Source organism: Parafannyhessea umbonata (genome assembly GCF_012844235.1).
Classification (GTDB): Bacteria; Actinomycetota; Coriobacteriia; order Coriobacteriales; family Atopobiaceae; genus Parafannyhessea.
This window is the reverse complement of record NZ_JABAGR010000002.1, coordinates 263,964-281,839: the sequence shown is the minus strand read 5'-3', so window position 1 is coordinate 281,839 and position 17,876 is coordinate 263,964. Positions and strand designations below refer to the sequence as shown.

Here is a 17,876-nt window from a genome sequence, read left to right as displayed (position 1 = left end):
CTTTTTTGTGCACGTGCGGCGATGGCGGACCGCACGGGCCCGCAGCTACAACGTGCCGCGGTGCCCTCAGCTAGCGCAGCAGGAACGCCGCGAGCCTTCCCGCCTCGCACTCCACGACGGCCTCGTCTGACGCGACCACGTTCGAGATGCCCTCGTCACCCAGGAGCGGCAGACGCTTGCGGTCGAGCTCCCACTTGAGGCCCCTCTCGCTTGCGACCGTACCCTCCGCGACGGCGACGGCCGAGAAGATCCTGCCCACGGAGCCCGCGGGCAGCTGCCAGCGGGGACGTCCCTTCGGGGCGAGCACGCGACACGTGAACGCGTCCTCCACGAGCTCCGGCGAGGCGTCCGCCGCGTGCGCGAGCTGGCCCACCACGGCGAGCGCGTGGTCGGGGCGACCGCCGGTGGCGCAGGTGAGCGTGAGCTCCAGCCGCGCGGACCTGCGGGCGGCCTCATGCCGGGCGCAGTCTATGGCCAGCGAGAGGTCCGTCGCGTACTTCTCGCTTGGAAAGCGGATGTCGCGCCGGGCGGAGGAGCGCGCCCACCGGGCGGCATCGTCTGCGGCGGAGTCCGCGTCGCCGCAGAACACGTCCGGCTCGACGCCGGCTGCCATCAGGACGTTCGCACCGGCGTCCGCGGCCACCACGTAGTCCGCCAGCGCGGCGAGACGCCGCACGAGGTCCGCGGAGCTGGGCTCCGGCGAGCCGGCGACCACGAGCGCACGCAGCACGCCGGAAGACGCCGGCGCGGACGAGGCGGGCGCGAAGTCGCCGAGGAGCGCGACGGAGAGCTCGGGGTAGCCGTGCACGAACACGTCGCAGGAGTCGCGGCACTCCGCCTCGTCGCGGTCGCCGTGCGGGCTGAACAGGCACACGGTGCGCAGGCCCACCTTGCGCGCGCCGCGGGTGCTGAACGGCGCGTCCTCGAAGACCCACGTGTCGCCCGCGGGCGTGCCCAGCACCCGCAGCGCCTCCTCCCACGCGTCCGGGTACTCCTTGCTGCGGAGCCTGCCGCCGCACGAGATGACGTCCTTGAAGTAGCCGGCGATGCCCTGCGCCTCCAGCGCGACCTCGAGCTCCGGGCGCGACGTGGCCGAGACGACCACCATGGGTATGCCCGCGGCGCGAAGCTCGTCCAGGAAGGCGCGGCAGCCGGGCAGCATCCTCACGTCGTGCGCGTAGCCGCGCCGCACGCCCGAGAGGAGCTCCGCGGCAAGCTCCTCTCCCGTGGCGTCCGGTATGTAGCGCTCGTGCAGGTAGGCGCACATCTCGTGTAGCGGGAGCGGCTCGCTCTCGAAGAACACCGCCTCGGGGTCCGCGACGCCGTGGCGCCTCAGCAGGCCGACCGTCTCGCGGTGCCACATGGGCATGGAGTCCACGAGCGTTCCGTCGCAGTCGAAGATGGCGGCAGAGAAGGGCATGTCTCCTCCTAGGAAAGTTATGGTATATAGCAGAATACGTGACGAATGCCATCGTAGCGCAGAACTTCGTGCTAGATTCTTGCGACGTTGGGTAAGAACGGCTGTGGCCGATACAGGCAGCGGTTTGTTTTATGTAGGCTTTTCCGGAGGGCAAGATGGCTGTTTACGACTACAAGTGCAAGGCGTGCGGGACCGAGTTCGAGGTCGAGCACCCGATGAGCGAGCATCCCGAGGTGAACTGCCCCAAGTGCGGAAGCGAGGCCAGTCGCGTCTTCGTGCCGTCCGGCATCGTCTTCTCTGGGTCGGGCTTCTACAACACGGACCAGAAGGGCAAGAAGTAGCCCGGGCTTTCGCCAGGCTTGTGATAAGGGGCCTCCCTCACGGGAGGCCCCTTCTTCATGCGTCGCGGGCCCATGCCATGCGGCGCCTATCGCACCCGGCGCATGAGCGCGAGGAAGTGCCCGTCGCAGTCCAGGCCAAGCGCGCGGCCGCCCTCCGTGCGCAGGAAGCCGTCCCGGCCGGCCATGGCGCGCAGGATGCGCGACGCCTCCGGGCCGAGCAAGGTCGCGCACGGGGCCTCGGTTACGGGAAGCGGCGCAAAGCCGCGGCCCGCATCGCTTGCAAGGAAAGCACGCACGACGTCCTCGTCCTCTGCCGCGAGGTTCGAGCAGGTGGAGTACGCGAGCGTGCCGCCCGCGGCGACGCGCGCGGACGCGGCCGAGAGCATCCGTAGCTGCAGCGCCGGCAGCGTGGCCGAGCCGCCGCACACGGACCCCCGCTCGAGCGACCACGCAACCTCTGGGTGGCGACGCATCGTGCCGCTGCCGGAGCACGGCGCGTCCACGAACACCTGGCCAAACGCCCGGCGCAGCTTAGGCGGCGCGTCCGGTGCGTCCAGCCGCGTGGCGTCAAGCGTCAGGCACGTCGCGCGGCCGCCGAGCCCGCCCGTGCGCACGCGCTCCCGCGCGAGGCGCGACTTGAACGCGACGGAGTCCACGCAGGCGAGAAGGACGCTTCCTCCCAGCCGCCGGTTTGCCCCCGCAAGCAGCAGCGTCTTCGTCGCGCGTCCCTGGCCCACCTCGAGCATGGCGTCCACGTCCGCGGCAGGCGCCGCGAGCCACGACACCATCTGCGCCGCGGGGTCCGCCGGCAGCACGGCCGTCCGCTCCACGAGCCCGGACGCCGCGAGCCCCGCCTGCGCGCCCAGGGCGATGCAGCCTGGCCACGGCAGCCTTGACGGGCGTAGTCCCGCGTCCGTGAGCAGCGCGAGCGCCTGGTCCTCGGCGTTGAGGTTCAGGTTCGCCGCGACCGCAGGCGCCGGCGGCTCCATCGCGTCGAGCGCAAGTGCGCACGCGCCGGTGCCGAGCGACGCCAGAAGCTCCCGCGCGAGCCACTCCGGAAGCGCACCCACGAGCGCGACATCCGCGACCGACGGCGCGCCGCCCGCGTCGCGCGCCGCCCGCAGGCGACCGCGCGCGGCCTCCATGGCCGGAACGTCCCCTTCCGCGATGCGGCGCAGCACCGCGTTTGCGAGCCCGCGCGAGCGACGCGACGCCACGGCCGCGAGCTCCACGCCCTGGCTCACGGCCACCTGCGTGGGCGTGCCCAGGTACAGCAGCTCGAACGCGGACAGCCTGAGCGCGTCGCGCACGCGAGGCTCGAGGTGGCCGTGCGCAAGGCGCGCGTCCACCACGGCGTCGCAAAGGCCGCGGGCGCACTGCACGCCCAGCACCAGCCGCGTCGCGAGCGCGCGGTCACGCGGGTCCAGGCCGTCCATCACGTCGGACGTCCGCAGCAGCTCGCGCGCGCGGGCGTCCCTCTGGCGGCACGCGGCGCACAGCCTGAGCGCCGCCCTGCGCGCGGGGGCAAGCCGCGCCATGGCTACACGTGCTCCCAGGCAAGCTGGCTCTGGTGCAGGCCAGCCGCCCACGCGGAGGCGTCCATCTCGCGCTTTCCGTCGGGCTTCACGCGCAGAAGCTCGATGGCGCCGTCCGCGCAGCCCGCGATCACGCGCCCGTGCCGCACGATCACCTCGCCCTGCGAGGTGTCGTCTCCCGCCACGCGCGCGGCAAGCACGCGCACGCCCCTGCCGGCGACGGCCATGCGCGCCGGCGCCGCGTCGAGCGACGTCTGCACGCGGCGGCGGTTGTCCAGCGCGGTCGCGGCGGGGTCAAGCAGCATCTCGGCCTTCTCGACCTTCCTCGCGTACGTGACCTTCGACTCGTCCTGCTCGACCCACTCGGCCGTGCCGTCCTCCATCTGGCGCAGCGCGACGAGCAGCTCCCTTGCGCCGAGCTCCGCAAGCTCCCCCATCACCTGGGGGCAGCTCTTCTCGCCCACCTCGACGTCCGCCTGGCGGCAGTACGCCCCGGCGTCCAGGTCGTGCACCACGCGCATGATGGAAACGCCGGCGCGCGCGTCGCCGCTCAGGATGGCGCGCTGGATGGGCGCGGCGCCTCGCCAGCGCGGCAGGCTCGATGCGTGCACGTTCACGCAGCCCAGGGGCGCCGCCGTCAGCACGGCGTCCGGCAGGATGCAGCCGAACGCGGCCACCACGATGGCGTCGGGCTCCGCCGCGCGGATGGCGGCCATCACGTCGTCCGTGATGCGCTTGGTTTCGAGCACGTCGATGCCCAGCTCCGTCGCGGCCGCCTTCACCGCGGAGGGTTCCAGCCTCCTGCCGCGCCCGCGCACGGCGTCCGGCCTCGTCAGCACGAGCCTCACGTCGTGCGCGCCCGCGAGCGCACGGAGCGAGGGGACCGCGAACTCGGGAGTCCCCATGAATACTATGCGCATGTCCTTCTCCCCCTTCGCGACGGCTAGTTTGCGGCGGTGTCCCCGGGGCGGGCGCCCTCTGCGAGCGCCTCCTCGTAGTCGCGCAGCGCCGCGATGCGCGCACCGGCGGACAGGTGGTCGACCATGGTCACGCCGTGCAGGTGGTCGATCTCGTGCTGCAGGCAGACGGCAAGCAGGTTGTCGCGCGCCTCGTACTGCATGAGGTCGCCGTCGAGGTTGCGCGCCTGCACCACCACGTGGCTCGGGCGCCTGACCTCGACCGTGATGCCGGGAAACGACAGGCAGCCCTCTCCGTAGGCGCGCTCCGGGCCGTCCGCGGCCACGATCTTGGGGTTGATGAGGACGTACGGGTTCTTCTTCGTGCCCTCGCCCGCGTAGTCCACGTCGATCACGACCAGCTGTACGAGCTCGCCCACCTGCGGTGCGGCGAGGCCGCAGCCGTCGGCTGCGTACATGTCCCTCAGCATGCGCTTCGCGAGCCTCTTCACGCCATCGTCGATCTTCTCGATGGGGGCGCACTCGGTCTTCAGCCTGTCGTCGGGCGACAGGACGATGTCGTCAATTGCACTCATGGTGCCTCCTTCGTGTACGGGCCCGTCGGGGCCCTGTGTTAGCCCAGTTAGCGTACCCCATGCGGCGCCGCAGTTTCATGCGGGGCGCCTCCTCTACCGATAACCCACGCCGGCGCGCGGGGCGCACGGCGCGTCACATCATGTCGTACGCGTCCACGTCCACGGCAATGCTCACCCCGCGCGGCGGCACCGCGGCGCGCACGCACGCGTCCAGAAGCGGCCCGGGCTCCGAGTCCACGGGCGACTTCACCAGCAGATGGCGCCTCACGCGGTCCTTCACCTTCGCTTTGAGGCAGTCCGTGGGGCCAAGCAGCTCCCAGCCCTCGGCCTCCCCCACGCGCTCGCGCACGCGGCCGGCCACCTCGTCCAGCGTGCGGCGCACGTCTGCCTCGCGCCGGCCCCAGCACACCACGTTCGAGAGGCGCGAGAACGGCGGGTAGCAGCCGTCGCGGCGCTCCTCGAGCTCCTGCTCCACAAACAGCGCGCGGTCGTGCTTCTGCACCGCGCGGATGGCGGGGTGCGTGGCCCAGTACGTCTGCACTATGACCTGGCCGGGCTCCGTCCCCCTGCCGGCGCGACCCGCCACTTGCTCAAGCAGGTCGTACGTGCGCTCCGCCGCGCGGAAGTCCGGAAGCTTCAGCGTCGTGTCCGCGTTCACCACGCCCACGAGCGTGACCTCCGGGAAGTCCAGCCCCTTCGCGATCATCTGCGTGCCCACGAGCACCGCGCACTCCGCCGCGTCGAACTCCTCCAGCAGGCGCTGGTGGTCGCCCTTGCCGCGCGTGGTGTCCGCGTCCATGCGGATGATCCTCACGTCATCCGGCAGCAGCATCGCGAGCTCGTCCTCCACGCGCTGCGTGCCCACGCCAAACGCCGCCAGGTAGCGGCTGCCGCAGTTGGGGCAGCGCGTGGACGGGTCCGGGTACGCCCTCTGCGGCCACGACCTGCCGCACGTGTGGCACACCAGCGAGTGCGTGCGCTCGTGGTACGTGAGCGCGCAGGAGCAGTGCGGGCACTCCGGCACGGCGCCGCACTCGCGGCACATGAGGAAGTTCGCGAAGCCCCTGCGGTTCAGCATGAGCACGGCCTTCTGGCGCCTGGCCGCAACGTCCTGCAGGGCCTCGGCCAGGGGGGCCGAGAAGATCGAGCGGTTCCCGCTCGAGAACTGCTCCGTCATGTCCACCACGCGCACGGCCGGCAGCCGCGCCGCCCCGGGCCGCTCCGGCATGCTCACGCGCGTCCAGCTGACGCCGCCCCACGCGCCCTCGCGGCAGCGCTCCAGCGCCTCGAGCGAGGGCGTGGCGGACCCCAGCACCAGGGCGCAGCCGCGCTCCGCCGCCATGCGCGCCGCGACCTCGCGCGCGTGGTAGCGCGGTGCGGACTCCTGCTTGTACGTCCACTCGTGCTCCTCGTCAATAATGATGACGCCCACGTCGCGAAGCGGCGCGAACAGCGCGGAGCGCGCACCCACCACCACGTGGGCGCGACCCTGGCGCACCATGTCCCACTGGTCGAAGCGCTCGCCGGCCGAGAGCCTGGAGTGCAGGATCGCGACGTCGTCCCCAAAGCGCGAGCGGAAGCGCCCGACGGTCTGGGCCGTGAGCGATATCTCCGGCACCAGCACGAGCGCCCCCTTGCCCGCGGCGCGCACGCGCTCGATGGCGTCCAGGTACACCTCCGTCTTGCCGGAGCCCGTGACGCCATCAACCACCACGACGTCGCCGCGGCCGGCGTCGCACGCGCGAGCGATGGCCGCAAGGGCGTCGCGCTGACCCTGCGTCAGGTGCTCCGGCCTCGCGGCGACGGCACTCCTGAGCGTGGTGGAGTCCCCGCCGCGCACGCGCCGGCGCTCCTCCACGGAAACGACGCCCCTCCGCGCGAGCGCCGCGACGGCCGAGGCGCTGCCCGGCAGCGTCGCCGCGAGCTCTGCCATGCGCATCGGGCCCGACTCGAGCGCCTGGAGCACGGCGCGCTGGCGAACCGCGTTGGCGCGCGGGCTGAACGAGCCGCCCTTCTCCGCCAGGCTCACCCAGCGCTCGTCCACGGGGCCGCTCTTCTGGCACACCAGCTCCCACGGGTCGTCCGCGGACGCGCGGCGGACCCTCACGGTCTGGCCCGGCGCCAAAAACGGGCGGATGGCCTCGCATGGCGGGCAGGCGTACTCGCGTGCCATCCAGAAGGCGACGCGGGCCGAAACCTGGTCAAACGCGCTGGGCGCCAGCACGCGCGACACCGGGAGCACGCGGGAGGCGTCCAGGCCCTCGGGCGGCAGCTCGGACGTCGCCACCACGTAGCCCACGGCCTCGCGATGCGAGAAGGGCACGAGCACGGTGGCCCCCACCGCACACTCCTGCTCGAGCTCCCGCGGGACCCCGTAGTCGAACGCGCCGTCGAGCGCGCGCGTGGCTATGTCCAGGACGACGCTCGCGTACACTCAGGCGACCTCGTTTCTGACCATGAACGCGTACGCGTTCTGGAAGAACACCTTGTCGGCCTGCCCCTGCCCAAGGCGCTCGCACATTTTCTGGTAGAAGCCCTGGAGCTTGTCCACGCCGCGCAGCCAGTCCGGCACGGACGCGCCGTCGAAGTCGCCGCCCAGGCAGACGCAGTCCTCGCCCCCCATGTCCAGGAAGTGCTCGAAGTGGGCCATGAGCTCGTCGAACGTGACGTCCGTCCCCGTGGTGCGCTTCGTTATGAACTCCGTGCAGTAGCTGACGCCCACGACGCCGCCGCTGTCGAGCACCGCCTTGAACTGGTCGTCCGTCACGTTGCGGTCCACGTCGCACACGGCCCTGGACGCGCAGTGCGATATGAGGAACGGCCGCCTGCGGCACCTCACGAGGTCGTCGAACGACTCCGCCGAGAGGTGCGCCGCGTCCACGGCGATCCCGGCGTCCTCCAGGCGCGCGACCGCCCTTTTCCCCAGCTCAGTGAGGCCGTTGTGCGTGGAGCGGCCGCCGCCTAAGGCGTTGTCGCCGTTCCACGTGAGGCCGGCCATCTTGACGCCGTCCTCGCGCATCGTGTCCACCACGTCGAGCGACCCCTCGAGCGCGGAGCACGACTCCACGGTGAGCACGGCGGCCACCTTGCCGGCCCTCAGCACGTCCGGTATCCTGCGCGCGTCCGTCACCTGCTCCACGCGTTTCGCGTGCTGCCGCATCTGCTGCCTGAAGTACGCGACGGCCGCGGTGTAGAAGCCCAGCGGGTCCGTGACCCACTTTCTGTCGGGCACCCACACGGAAAAGCCCTGGGCGTACGCCAGGCCCTGCGCGCGTTCGAGGTCGACCTCGCCGTCGCTCTTCGCGATGTCGCCGTGGCGCGCGATGGCCGGCCACGACCTGTACGGCTCCCAGTCGTGCATGCCAAGCACGTCCACCGTGTCGCAGTGCAGGTCGAACGCCTTCGTGCGACCAAGGTCGCCCACGGCGTCCACGTGCGTCGCCTTCGCGCGCGCGATGGGGTCCGCGGTGCGTTCGCGCACGGTGACCCCGGAGGCGGCGTCCGCCGATGACGAGCCCGCGTCCTTCTCGCCCGCGCCGCACGCGCCAAGCGCGAGGGCGGAGCCCAGCGCGCACGCTCCCCGAAGAAGCGACCTCCTCGTTATGGCCACGGACCCTCCTCTGCCGCAGACGGTTTTCTGACGATTCTACCGCACGCGGTGGACACAAAGGACGCGGTGCCGAAGCAGGCGACCTCGCGCAGCCGAGAAAGACCCCCTCCGCACGCGACGCATCGCCTGCGAAGGGGGTCCTGTCTTGTCGATGTCCTGCGGTCGCGCTTCGGGCGCCGCCGCGTCGCGATGTGGCCGGTGCTACTTTGCCATGGCCGCGACCGCGCTCTTGAGCTCGCCCACGCGGTCCGTGCTCTCCCACGTGAAGTCCGGGTCCTCGCGGCCGAAGTGGCCGTACGCCGCCGTCTTCTGGTAGATGGGGCGACGCAGCCTGAGGTCGCGGATGATGGCGCCGGGGCGCAGGTCGAAGACCTTCTGGACCGCCGCCTCGATCACTGAGTCGTCGACCGAGCCGGTGCCGAAGGTGTCAACGGAGATGGAGACGGGCTGCGGCACGCCGATGGCGTAGGCCAGCTCGATCTCGCAGCGGTGCGCGAGGCCGGCTGCGACGACGTTCTTCGCGACCCAGCGTGCGGCGTACGCGGCGGAGCGGTCGACCTTGGTGGGGTCCTTGCCGCTGAAGGCGCCGCCGCCGTGACGGCCCATGCCGCCGTAGGTGTCGACGATGATCTTGCGGCCGGTGAGGCCGGTGTCGCCCATGGGGCCGCCCACGACGAAGCGGCCGGTGGGGTTGACGTAGATGGTGGCGGCCCTCCAGGAGATGCCGACCGCGTCGAGGACCGGGCGGATGACGTGCTCGATCATGTCCTCGCGGATCTGGGAGAGCTTGACGTCGGCCGCATGCTGCGTCGAAACGACGATGGCCGTGACCTCGACGGGCCTGTCGTCCTCGTAGCGCACGGTCACCTGGGTCTTGCCGTCCGGGCGCAGGTAGGTCAGGGACCCGTTCTTGCGGACCTCGGCCAGGCGCTCGGAGAGCCTCTGCGCAAGGTAGATGGGCATCGGCATGAGGACGTCCGTCTCGTCGGACGCGTAGCCAAACATCATGCCCTGGTCGCCGGCGCCGATCTTGTCGATCTCGTCGTTGTCGTTCGAGCGAGCGAACGTGCCGTCGACGCCCTGCGCGATGTCGGGGGACTGGCCGTGGATCAGGTTCATGACGCCGCAGGTCTCGGCGTCGAAGCCGTACTTCGCGCGCGTGTAGCCGATCTTCGAGACCGTGTCGCGCACGATCTTCTGGACGTCCACGTACGCCTCGGTGCGGACCTCGCCCATAACGACGACGGCACCCGTGGTCGTGAACGTCTCGATGGCGCAGCGCACGTTGTCGACGTTCGCCGGCGTGCCGTCCGCGTCCACGTAGCCCTGCTCCTGCAGCTTCGCCTCCTTCGCGAAGATGGCGTCCACGATGGCGTCCGAGATCTGGTCGCACATCTTGTCCGGGTGTCCCTCGGTGACGGACTCCGAGGTGAAGAGGTAGTTCTTGTGTGCCATGTCATACTCCTTGTGCCTATGCCGCCGGGCGACCTCCTCCGCCCGCGGCCGAGCCTCGCCTTTTGGGCTCCGCTCATACATATGTGCCCCAAGCCGCCGCGCGCCTTGTGCCGTGCGGCCAGTGGAAAGCCTAGTTCTGGGTGACGTCCCCCTCTGTCTGGGCGTCGTCTTGCCGTAGCCGCAGCCCAAGTGGCGCGACGCCGTGCGCGAGCAGCTCCATGAGCGAGCTGCCGAGCACGTCCGACCCCTGCATGATGCCGGACGCGGACGCGACCGTCGTCCCGACGAGGCCGCCGCACAGGTACACGGCCGCAAGGCCCGTGTCGACGTCTTGCCGTACAAAGCCCTCGCCCTTTCCTCGCTCCAGCAGCTCGCCGATGATGCGCACGATGCGCGACAGCTGTCCGCTTACCGCCGAGAAGAGCTCGCCGCCCATGCTTGAAAGCTCGACCGTGAGCGCAAGCACGAGCGGGCTCCTCGTCCGCATGCGTCGGGACAGCTCGGAGAACAGGCTCTCGAGTGCCTCGCGGGCAGAAGCCGCCTTCGAGACGGCCTCCTCGATCGCCGAGACGAGCTCGTCTCCCGAAGCCTCGAACACGGCCTCGACGAGCTCGTCCTTATCCGAGAAGTAATAGTACAGCGCGCCCTTCGACATGTGGCACCTGGCCGAGACCTCGCTCATCTGGAAGTCGGTGTTGCCACGCTCAACCATGAGCTCGGACGCGGCGGTCATGATCCTCTCGCGCGTGGCACGGCTCTTGCGCGTCTTCGAGACGGACTTGATGCGCTGCTTGCGACGCTCCATCTGCTCGCCGAGGGCGCTTTGCGCGACGCTCTTGGCAACGCGCACACCGTCCGCAATCTCAGCTGCTGTCTTTTCGTTCACAAGTCCCATGACGCATCTCCCGAGACATTCAGATCCGACGTCATCATAGCATCACGAGTGTAGATTTTTGACACGAGTTCAAAAATCGCTGGTAGGCATTTGGGAGCTGTCCTATTCTTCATTATGGAGTTACTGTGCGACGTTGGCACACGCACCATCGCCGACGCCGTCGCGCACGACGCGCACGTTCAAAAGACAGCTACGCAAGCCAAGGAGTCTGCACGTGAAGACAGCACTCAGGATCTTCTGGCGCGACATAAGGCGCATCCTCAAGAACCCCGTCGCCCTCATCATCACACTCGGGGTCTGCATCATCCCGTCCCTGTACGCCTGGTTCAACATCCTCGCGAACTGGGACCCGTACAAGAACACGAGCGACATCCAGATCGCCATCGTCAACCAGGACGAGGGCGCGACCGTCGGCGACATGGGACATATTTCCGCCGGCGACATGGTCGTGGAGAAGCTCCACGACAACAAGCAGCTCGGCTGGCGCTTCGTGAAGATGTCAAAGGCCATGAGGGGCGTCCGCGCCGGCGACTACTACGCCGCCATCGTCATCCCCAAGGACTTCACTTCGACGCTCGCGGGCGTCATCGACGGCAAGACCGCGAAGGCCCGTATCAAGTACTACGTGAACGAGAAGGAAAACGCCGTCGCGCCCAAGGTGACAGACACCGGCGCCTCCACCATCGAGAACCAGATAAACAACACGTTCGCCGGAACGGTCGCGGGCGTCATCTCCGACAAGCTCGGTGCCGCGGCGGACAAGGCTCTCGACGGCGCGTCGGGCGCCGGCTCCAGCCTCCAGGCCGACATCCAGACCGTGCGGGAATCGCTCGACGACCTCTCCGGCGGCATCGACGACGCCGGTCGTTCCATCGACGACGCGCGCAAGACCGTCGCCTCGGCGAAGGAGACCATCACGAGCCTCGACGGCACCACGAAGGGCATCTCCCAGAAGCTCGGTACGGCCTCGACGGACCTCAAGGGTGCCCGAGCGGACGCAGCCGACCTCAGGAGCCGCCTCGGCAGCTCGCTCACCTCGGGCACGCTCGCCCTCACGAACATGTCCACGAAGGCGAACTACGACGTCGGCAGACTCGCCGGCGACGTGGGCTGGGCCCAGGGCAGGCTCGATGACGCCATAGCCCAACTCGAGGCCGCGCTCACCCAGACGCAGGACATGAAGGCGAAGCTCGAGTACAGCCGAGACACCATCGTCAGCATCAAGGGACTCTCCGGAGACTCCCTCACCGCCCAGACAGAGGTGACCAGAAGCCTCGAGACCGAGATCCAGTACCTCATCGGCATGAGCGACCAGATGCGGGCGCGACTCGACGCGCTCAAGGCGCTCTCGGACGACGTGAAGGGCGGTGCCGCAAGCGTGAGCAACCTCTCCTCCGCCGTGAACAACTCCATCCAGACGAGCGCCTCGGCCCTGTCCGACGTGCAGGGAAACCTCTCCGAAACCACGATTCCCGCCGTGGACGGCGCGCTGGACGACTTCTCGCAGGCCGCCTCGGGCGTGAGCTCCGTCGTCGCGGGCATCTCGCCCGCGCTCGAGCAGGTGAGCGCGACCCTCGACCAGCTCGACCAGGTGCTCGCCCAGGCGAAGCCCGCCCTTGCGTCCACGCGCGACTCCATCTCGAGGGCGGTCGACACGCTCGCCGGCCTCGAATCCGACGTCTCGGCGCTGCAGACGACCCAGGCGTACAAGGACCTCACGAGCGTCTCCGGCATCAACCCCGACGTGCTGAAGAACTACTTCACCTCTCCCGTCGAGCTGTCCGAGCAGGCCATCTACCCCGTCCGCAACTACGGCTCCGGCGTCACGCCGTTCTACACGGACCTCGCGCTCTGGGTCGGTGGATTCGTTCTCGTCGCCATCTACAAGCGCGAGGTGGACGACGAGGGCGTCGGCGAGTTCAAGCCGTGGCAGGGCTACGTGGGACGCGCACTGCTCTTCTCGCTTCTGGGAGAAGTGCAGGCCATAATCTGCTGCGTCGGCGACCTGGCCCTGGGCATCCAGTGCCTGAGCCCCGTCGCCTTCGTGGCCGCGGGCATGGTCGAGTCGTTCGTCTACGTCAACATCGTGTTCTCGCTCTCCACGGCGTTCAAGCACATCGGCATGGCGCTCGGCGTCATCCTCGTCATCCTCCAGATCCCCGGCTCCTCCGGCACCTATCCCATCGAGATGATGCCCGGCTTCTTCCAGGCGCTCGAGCCGCTCCTGCCGTTCACGTACGGCAACAACGCCATGCGCGAGGCCATCGCCGGCTTCTACGGAAGCTACTACGGCACGAACATCGCCGTCCTTCTCCTTGCGTACATGCCCATCGCGCTGCTCGTGGGCCTTGGCGCCAGGCGCCACCTCCTCAACATCAACGCGCTGTTCGACAAGCGCCTTCGCGAGACGGACATGATGGTGAGCGAGCGCTACAACATGGACGAGGCGCACTTCAAGCTCACGACCATCATCAAGGCCCTCACGAACTCCACCGAGTACCGCCGCACGTTCGAGGCGCGCGCCGCGCGCTTCGAGCTCATGTACCCCGTGCTTGTGCGCCGCGGCTTCATCGCGCTCATGGTCATCCCCATCGCCCTGAACGTCCTCATGTTCGTGCTGCCGTTCAAGATGGTGATCATGACGCTGTGGATCTGCTCCATGATCGTCATCTGCACGTTCCTTATCGTGACGGAGTACTTCCACTACCGCGTGGGACAGAAGACGCGCCTGTCCGACATGAGCGAGGACGAGCTGTACGACCTTCTGGGCGACAAGCTCAAGCAGGAGTTCTTCGCGTTCGCCCCCATAGAGACCATGCTCATCGAGAAAGGCGCGGGCACCTCGGCCACAGGCGACGCCACGGACGGCGCCCCCGAGGCCGGCGGCACGCTGCGCTCCAGAAAGATCGGAAGCCGCATCGGCAGGCTCAGGACGGAGTTCGACCAACGCCGCGCCGCTCACCACGGCGGCGCGAACGCCCAGGTAACAGGCGCGCAGGACGCTCCTGCGACAGACGCGCAGGCAAGGCTGGGCGCGGACGCGCAGAAGGCTCCCGACGCGGGCGAGAAGGACGCCGGCGAGCCCACGCGGCTCATCCTGAACGTCACGGCCCTCACGGGCGCGGGCGAGAAGACCACCCGCATCAGCCGCGGCGACGAGACCACGAAGGAGGGCGGCGCGACCGAAGCGGACGCCCAGGACCAGAAGGGTGGTGACGCAAAGTGAGCAAGCTCTTCTCGCTCATAAGGCGTGACTTCCGTCACGTCATCAACAACGTCATCGCCCTCGTGGTCTGCGTGGGCATGATCGTGATCCCATGCTTCTACGCATGGTTCAACATCTACTCCGCGTGGGACCCGTACGGCAACACCGGCGAGCTGAAGGTGGCGCTCGCGAACGCGGACGAGGGCTACAAGACGAAGCTCATGCACGCGAACATCAACATCGGCGAGCGCATGGTGAGCGACCTGCAGGGATCCGACAAGGTCGACTACGTGGTCACCACGAAGGACAAGGCGCTGGAGGGCGTGCGCTCCGGCGAGTACTATGCCGCCATCGTGTTCCCGAAGGACTTCAGCGCGGACATGATGACCGTGCTGTCTAAGAGCGTGCGCCACGCGAAGGTGATCTACGCCGTAAACGAGAAGAAGAACGCCATCGGAACCATCGTGACCGGCAAGGTCTCGACCGCGGTGCAGAACTCCATCGACCAGAGCTTCGACCAGTCGCTCACGGAGGTGCTCGCCGGGGTGCTTTCCGACCTATCCGGCACGCTGACGGACGAGGAGACGCTGAACCTCGTGACGAGGCTGGACTCCATCCTGGGCGACGGCGCCCAGGACCTGCGCGACGTGGCCGCAAGCGTCGACAGCTACCAGGCGCTCGTGTCGTCCACGGGATCGCTGCTCGAAAACTCCGACGCCATGCTCTCCTCTGCCGCAAAAAGCGGCAACGGCACGGGCGACCTCATGCGCACGACGTCTTCTGGCGTACGAAAGCTCGATACCGCGGTTGACGGGGCGACGACGTCCATAAACGACGCGCTCCAGAAGAGCGCCTCCACGTTCGATGACGTGAAGGGCGCGATCGATGCCGCGTACGCCACGGCGGGAGGTTCCACGCAGAAGCTGCGCGGCACGCTCGCGGACGTGAAGGCCGAGGTTGACGCCCGAGACGCGAACCTGCGCGACTTCCAGTCCAAACTGAACGGCACGGACACCATCGCGACCCAGTGGGAGCAGAGCCTGGGCAAGGACGGCGATCCCGTGACCGTCCAGCGCGTGAGCGAGCTGAAGCTGACGATCGACGGGCTGAGCGACCGCGTCGCCAAGGCCATCCAGGACCTGGACGACCTCTCGAACGGCATTCAGTCCACGATCGACGACATCGACCGCTCCAGGGGCGACGCGGACGCGTCCAAGGCCGAGCTCGAGGCGCTCGCGGAGCGCGCGAAGGGCAGCGTCACCGGCGTCCAAGCTAGCTACGAGCAGGGCCTCAAGGGATCTCTCGGCAGGCTCGCGGACACCATCGACGGTGCTGCGGGCGATGCGGACGCGCTTGTGGGCAAGTTCTCATCCACCATGGCGGACGTGACCGACACGACGTCCGGCACGCTGAGGGGCCTCTCCAAGATCGAGGGCGACCTCGGCACCACGTCCAAGAAGCTGCGCGACGGGGCGGACAAGCTCGACTCGATGCGCGGGACCGTGAAGGCCGCCATCGACTCAGGCGACATGCAGACCATCCGCACGATTCTTTCCGCCGGCCCCACGAGCCTCGCGGAGTTCGTGTCCTCCCCCGTCCAGACGGACCGCGTTGCGATCTACCACGTCGCGAACAACGGCTCCGCAATGGCGCCGTTCTACACCACGCTCGCCATCTGGGTCGGCGGCGTCGTGCTGTGCGCGCTCGTCCGGTGCAACCCGTCCGAGGCCGCCATGCGCGAGACGGGTGCCAAGCCACGCCACGCGTACTTCGGGCGTCTGACGTTCTTCCTGATCATCGGCTTCATGCAGTCGTCGCTCGTCCTTCTCGGCGACCTGTTCTTCATCCGCATACAGTGCCTGCACCCGTGGCTGTTCCTGCTGTGCGGATGGTTCGCGTCGCTCGTGTTCATCAACATCATCTTCTCGCTCACGGCCGCATTTGGCGACGTGGGCAAGGCCATCGCCGTGCTGCTCATGGTCATCCAGGTCGCGGGCTCCGGCGGCACGTTCCCGCCGCAGATGCTTCCGAAGGCGTTCCAGGCCGTCTATCCGTTCCTGCCGTTCGTACATGCCGAGAAGGCCATGCGCTGCGCCATCGCCGGCCTGTACGGTGCGGACTTCTGGGTCGCCATGGGTAGGCTCGCGCTGTTCCTCGTGCCGTCGCTTCTGCTGGGCCTGCTTCTCCGCAAGCCCGTCGTCCGCCTGAACCATTGGATAGAGGAGAAGATCGAGAGCACGAAGCTGATGTAGGCCCGCGCACCCGCGCGCAGGCACGGCCGCAAGCGGCTATACTTGTTCGGACTGTACTGAGCACACAACACGAAAGGTCACGCAATCGTGAGTTCCACCGAAGCACGTCCCGTACGCGTGCGCTTCGCGCCCTCGCCCACCGGCAAGCTGCACGTGGGCGGCGCCCGCACCGCCATCTACAACTGGGCATTCGCCCGCGCCAACCACGGCACGTTCATCCTGAGGATCGACGATACCGACCCCACCCGCTCCACGGAGGAGAACACGCAGATCATCCTGCGCGCCATGAAGTGGCTGGGCCTTGACTGGGACGAGGGTCCCGAGGTGGGCGGCGACTTTGGCCCCTACTGGCAGACGGAGCGCCTGGACATCTATCGCAAGGCGGCCGAGCGCCTCGTTGCCGACGGCAAGGCCTATTACTGCTTCTGCACGCCGGAGAAGCTCGCCGCAGACAAGAAGGCCGCCCAGGAGCGCCACGACCCGTTCCAGGGCTACCAGCGCACGTGCCGCGACATCGACCCGGCCGAGGCCCAGCGCCGCGTGGACGCCGGCGAGCCGCACACCATCCGCATCAAGGTGCCGCTGGACCGCGGCGACGTGGTGGTTCACGACGCCGTCCACGGCGACGTCACGTTCGAGGCGAACACGTTGGACGACTTCATCATCTTCCGCTCCGACGGCACGCCCACGTACAACTTCGCCACGGTTGTGGACGACTCCATGATGGGCATCACCCACGTGATCCGCGGCGACGACCACCTGTCCAACACCCCGCGCCAGATCATGGTGTACGAGGCCCTGGGCGCACCCACGCCCACGTTCGCCCACATCTCCATGATCTTGGGCCCGGACGGCAAGAAGCTCAGCAAGCGCCACGGCGCCACGTCCGTGGAGGAGTACCGCGACGCCGGCTACGACTCCGACGCCTTCGTCAACTACCTGGCCCTCCTGGGCTGGGCGCTTGACGGCGACACCACGATCGTGCCGCGCGACGTGCTTGCCAAGAGCTTCTCGCTCGACCACGTGTCGAAGAACCCCGCCACGTTCGACCTCAAGAAGCTCGACTGGATCAACGGCCAGTACCTGCAGGCCATGACGGACCAGGAGTTCGCGCGCACGCAGCTCGTGCCGCAGCTCGTCTCCGCAGGCCTGGAGAGCGCAGCGGACGCCGAGGCCGCATACGCCGCGAAGCCCGCATGGTTCGACCTTCTCGCCAGCGTCCTCAAGCCGCGCACCACGCTCGCGCCGCAGGTGGTCGAGAAGAGCCGCTTCCTCTATTGGGGCGAGGACGTCCAGTTCGACGAGAAGAGCGTCAACAAGAACCTCGCGAAGGACGGCGCGCGCGGCTACCTCGAGGCCGCCCGCGACGCGCTGGCCGCGCTGGACGCGGACGGCTGGAACGCCGCGGCCATCGACGCCGCGCTCGAGCCGCTGCCGGACGCCCTCGGCACGAACAAGCGCAAGTTCTACGGCGCCGTGCGCGTGGCCGAGTGCGGAAACCAGGTGTCTCCCCCGCTGGGAGAGTCGCTCGAGCTCCTGGGCCGCGACGTCGCGCTCGCCCGCCTCGAGAGGGCGCTGCCGCTCGCGAAGTAGGGGCCACAGGGCTTGTAACACGCTCGAAATAATGAGACACTAGCACGCGGAAAACGCGTCAGGCCGTCGGCGCCAAGC

12 protein-coding genes are annotated in these 17,876 nt (G+C 68.7%); 4 read left to right on the top strand and 8 right to left on the bottom strand.

Annotation, left to right across the window (positions count from 1 at the left end; genetic code table 11):
• Positions 1–70 precede the first annotated feature (70 nt).
• The gene (locus tag HF885_RS03090; protein ID WP_170103491.1) at positions 71–1,420 is read right to left on the bottom strand and encodes a thiamine diphosphokinase; all 1,350 of its coding nucleotides are present in this window, start codon (positions 1,418–1,420) and stop codon (positions 71–73) included.
• A 155-nt stretch (positions 1,421–1,575) separates the two neighbouring features.
• Between HF885_RS03090 and HF885_RS03085 the strand changes: the two genes are divergently transcribed.
• Positions 1,576–1,761: an FmdB family zinc ribbon protein gene (locus tag HF885_RS03085; RefSeq protein ID WP_170103490.1), complete on the top strand. Its 186-nt coding sequence runs from the start codon at positions 1,576–1,578 to the stop codon at positions 1,759–1,761.
• 86 nt (positions 1,762–1,847) lie between these two features.
• On the opposite strand, the gene HF885_RS03080 is transcribed toward HF885_RS03085, so the two are convergent.
• From HF885_RS03080 to HF885_RS03050, 7 genes are all read right to left on the bottom strand, one after another.
• Complete coding sequence (locus HF885_RS03080; RefSeq protein WP_170103489.1) at positions 1,848–3,299, bottom strand: transcription antitermination factor NusB; 1,452 nt, start codon at positions 3,297–3,299, stop codon at positions 1,848–1,850.
• A 2-nt stretch (positions 3,300–3,301) separates the two neighbouring features.
• Positions 3,302–4,216, bottom strand: coding sequence for a methionyl-tRNA formyltransferase (gene fmt, locus HF885_RS03075; protein ID WP_170103488.1), 915 nt, complete (start codon positions 4,214–4,216; stop codon positions 3,302–3,304).
• Between the two features lie 23 nt (positions 4,217–4,239).
• Positions 4,240–4,788 carry a peptide deformylase gene (gene def / locus HF885_RS03070; RefSeq protein ID WP_170103487.1) on the bottom strand — a complete coding sequence of 183 codons (549 nt, stop codon included), beginning with the start codon at positions 4,786–4,788 and terminating at the stop codon, positions 4,240–4,242.
• 133 nt (positions 4,789–4,921) lie between these two features.
• On the bottom strand, positions 4,922–7,222 hold the full coding sequence (gene priA / locus HF885_RS03065; RefSeq protein ID WP_170103486.1) for a replication restart helicase PriA: 2,301 nt from the start codon (positions 7,220–7,222) through the stop codon (positions 4,922–4,924).
• Positions 7,223–8,398 carry a dipeptidase gene (locus HF885_RS03060; protein WP_170103485.1) on the bottom strand — a complete coding sequence of 392 codons (1,176 nt, stop codon included), beginning with the start codon at positions 8,396–8,398 and terminating at the stop codon, positions 7,223–7,225. It abuts the gene before it with no gap.
• A gap of 201 nt (positions 8,399–8,599) precedes the next feature.
• The gene (gene metK / locus HF885_RS03055; protein ID WP_170103484.1) at positions 8,600–9,853 is read right to left on the bottom strand and encodes a methionine adenosyltransferase; all 1,254 of its coding nucleotides are present in this window, start codon (positions 9,851–9,853) and stop codon (positions 8,600–8,602) included.
• 130 nt (positions 9,854–9,983) lie between these two features.
• Positions 9,984–10,748, bottom strand: coding sequence for a TetR/AcrR family transcriptional regulator (locus tag HF885_RS03050; RefSeq protein WP_170103483.1), 765 nt, complete (start codon positions 10,746–10,748; stop codon positions 9,984–9,986).
• A 214-nt stretch (positions 10,749–10,962) separates the two neighbouring features.
• Between HF885_RS03050 and HF885_RS03045 the strand changes: the two genes are divergently transcribed.
• The 3 genes from HF885_RS03045 (at position 10,963) to gltX (ending at position 17,798) form a co-directional block, all read left to right on the top strand.
• The gene (locus tag HF885_RS03045; RefSeq protein WP_170103482.1) at positions 10,963–13,974 is read left to right on the top strand and encodes a YhgE/Pip family protein; all 3,012 of its coding nucleotides are present in this window, start codon (positions 10,963–10,965) and stop codon (positions 13,972–13,974) included.
• Entirely contained in the window at positions 13,971–16,205 is a 2,235-nt protein-coding gene (locus HF885_RS10625) for a YhgE/Pip family protein (protein WP_170103481.1), read from the top strand. The genes HF885_RS03045 and HF885_RS10625 overlap by 4 nt, the downstream gene beginning before the upstream one ends.
• An 87-nt stretch (positions 16,206–16,292) precedes the next feature.
• Positions 16,293–17,798, top strand: a complete 1,506-nt coding sequence (gltX, locus tag HF885_RS03035; RefSeq protein WP_170103480.1) for a glutamate--tRNA ligase — start codon at positions 16,293–16,295, stop codon at positions 17,796–17,798.
• Positions 17,799–17,876 lie beyond the last annotated feature (78 nt).

What these genes read in the sequence shown, in the direction of transcription:
- HF885_RS03085 (WP_170103490.1), top strand. Translation starts at nt 1,576, where the DNA reads ATGGCTGTTTACGACTACAAGTGCAAGGCGTGCGGGACCGAGTTCGAG.
- fmt (WP_170103488.1), bottom strand. Translation starts at nt 4,216, where the DNA reads ATGCGCATAGTATTCATGGGGACTCCCGAGTTCGCGGTCCCCTCGCTC.
- HF885_RS03090 (WP_170103491.1), bottom strand. Translation starts at nt 1,420, where the DNA reads ATGCCCTTCTCTGCCGCCATCTTCGACTGCGACGGAACGCTCGTGGAC.
- HF885_RS03080 (WP_170103489.1), bottom strand. Translation starts at nt 3,299, where the DNA reads ATGGCGCGGCTTGCCCCCGCGCGCAGGGCGGCGCTCAGGCTGTGCGCC.
- metK (WP_170103484.1), bottom strand. Translation starts at nt 9,853, where the DNA reads ATGGCACACAAGAACTACCTCTTCACCTCGGAGTCCGTCACCGAGGGA.
- HF885_RS03050 (WP_170103483.1), bottom strand. Translation starts at nt 10,748, where the DNA reads ATGGGACTTGTGAACGAAAAGACAGCAGCTGAGATTGCGGACGGTGTG.
- def (WP_170103487.1), bottom strand. Translation starts at nt 4,788, where the DNA reads ATGAGTGCAATTGACGACATCGTCCTGTCGCCCGACGACAGGCTGAAG.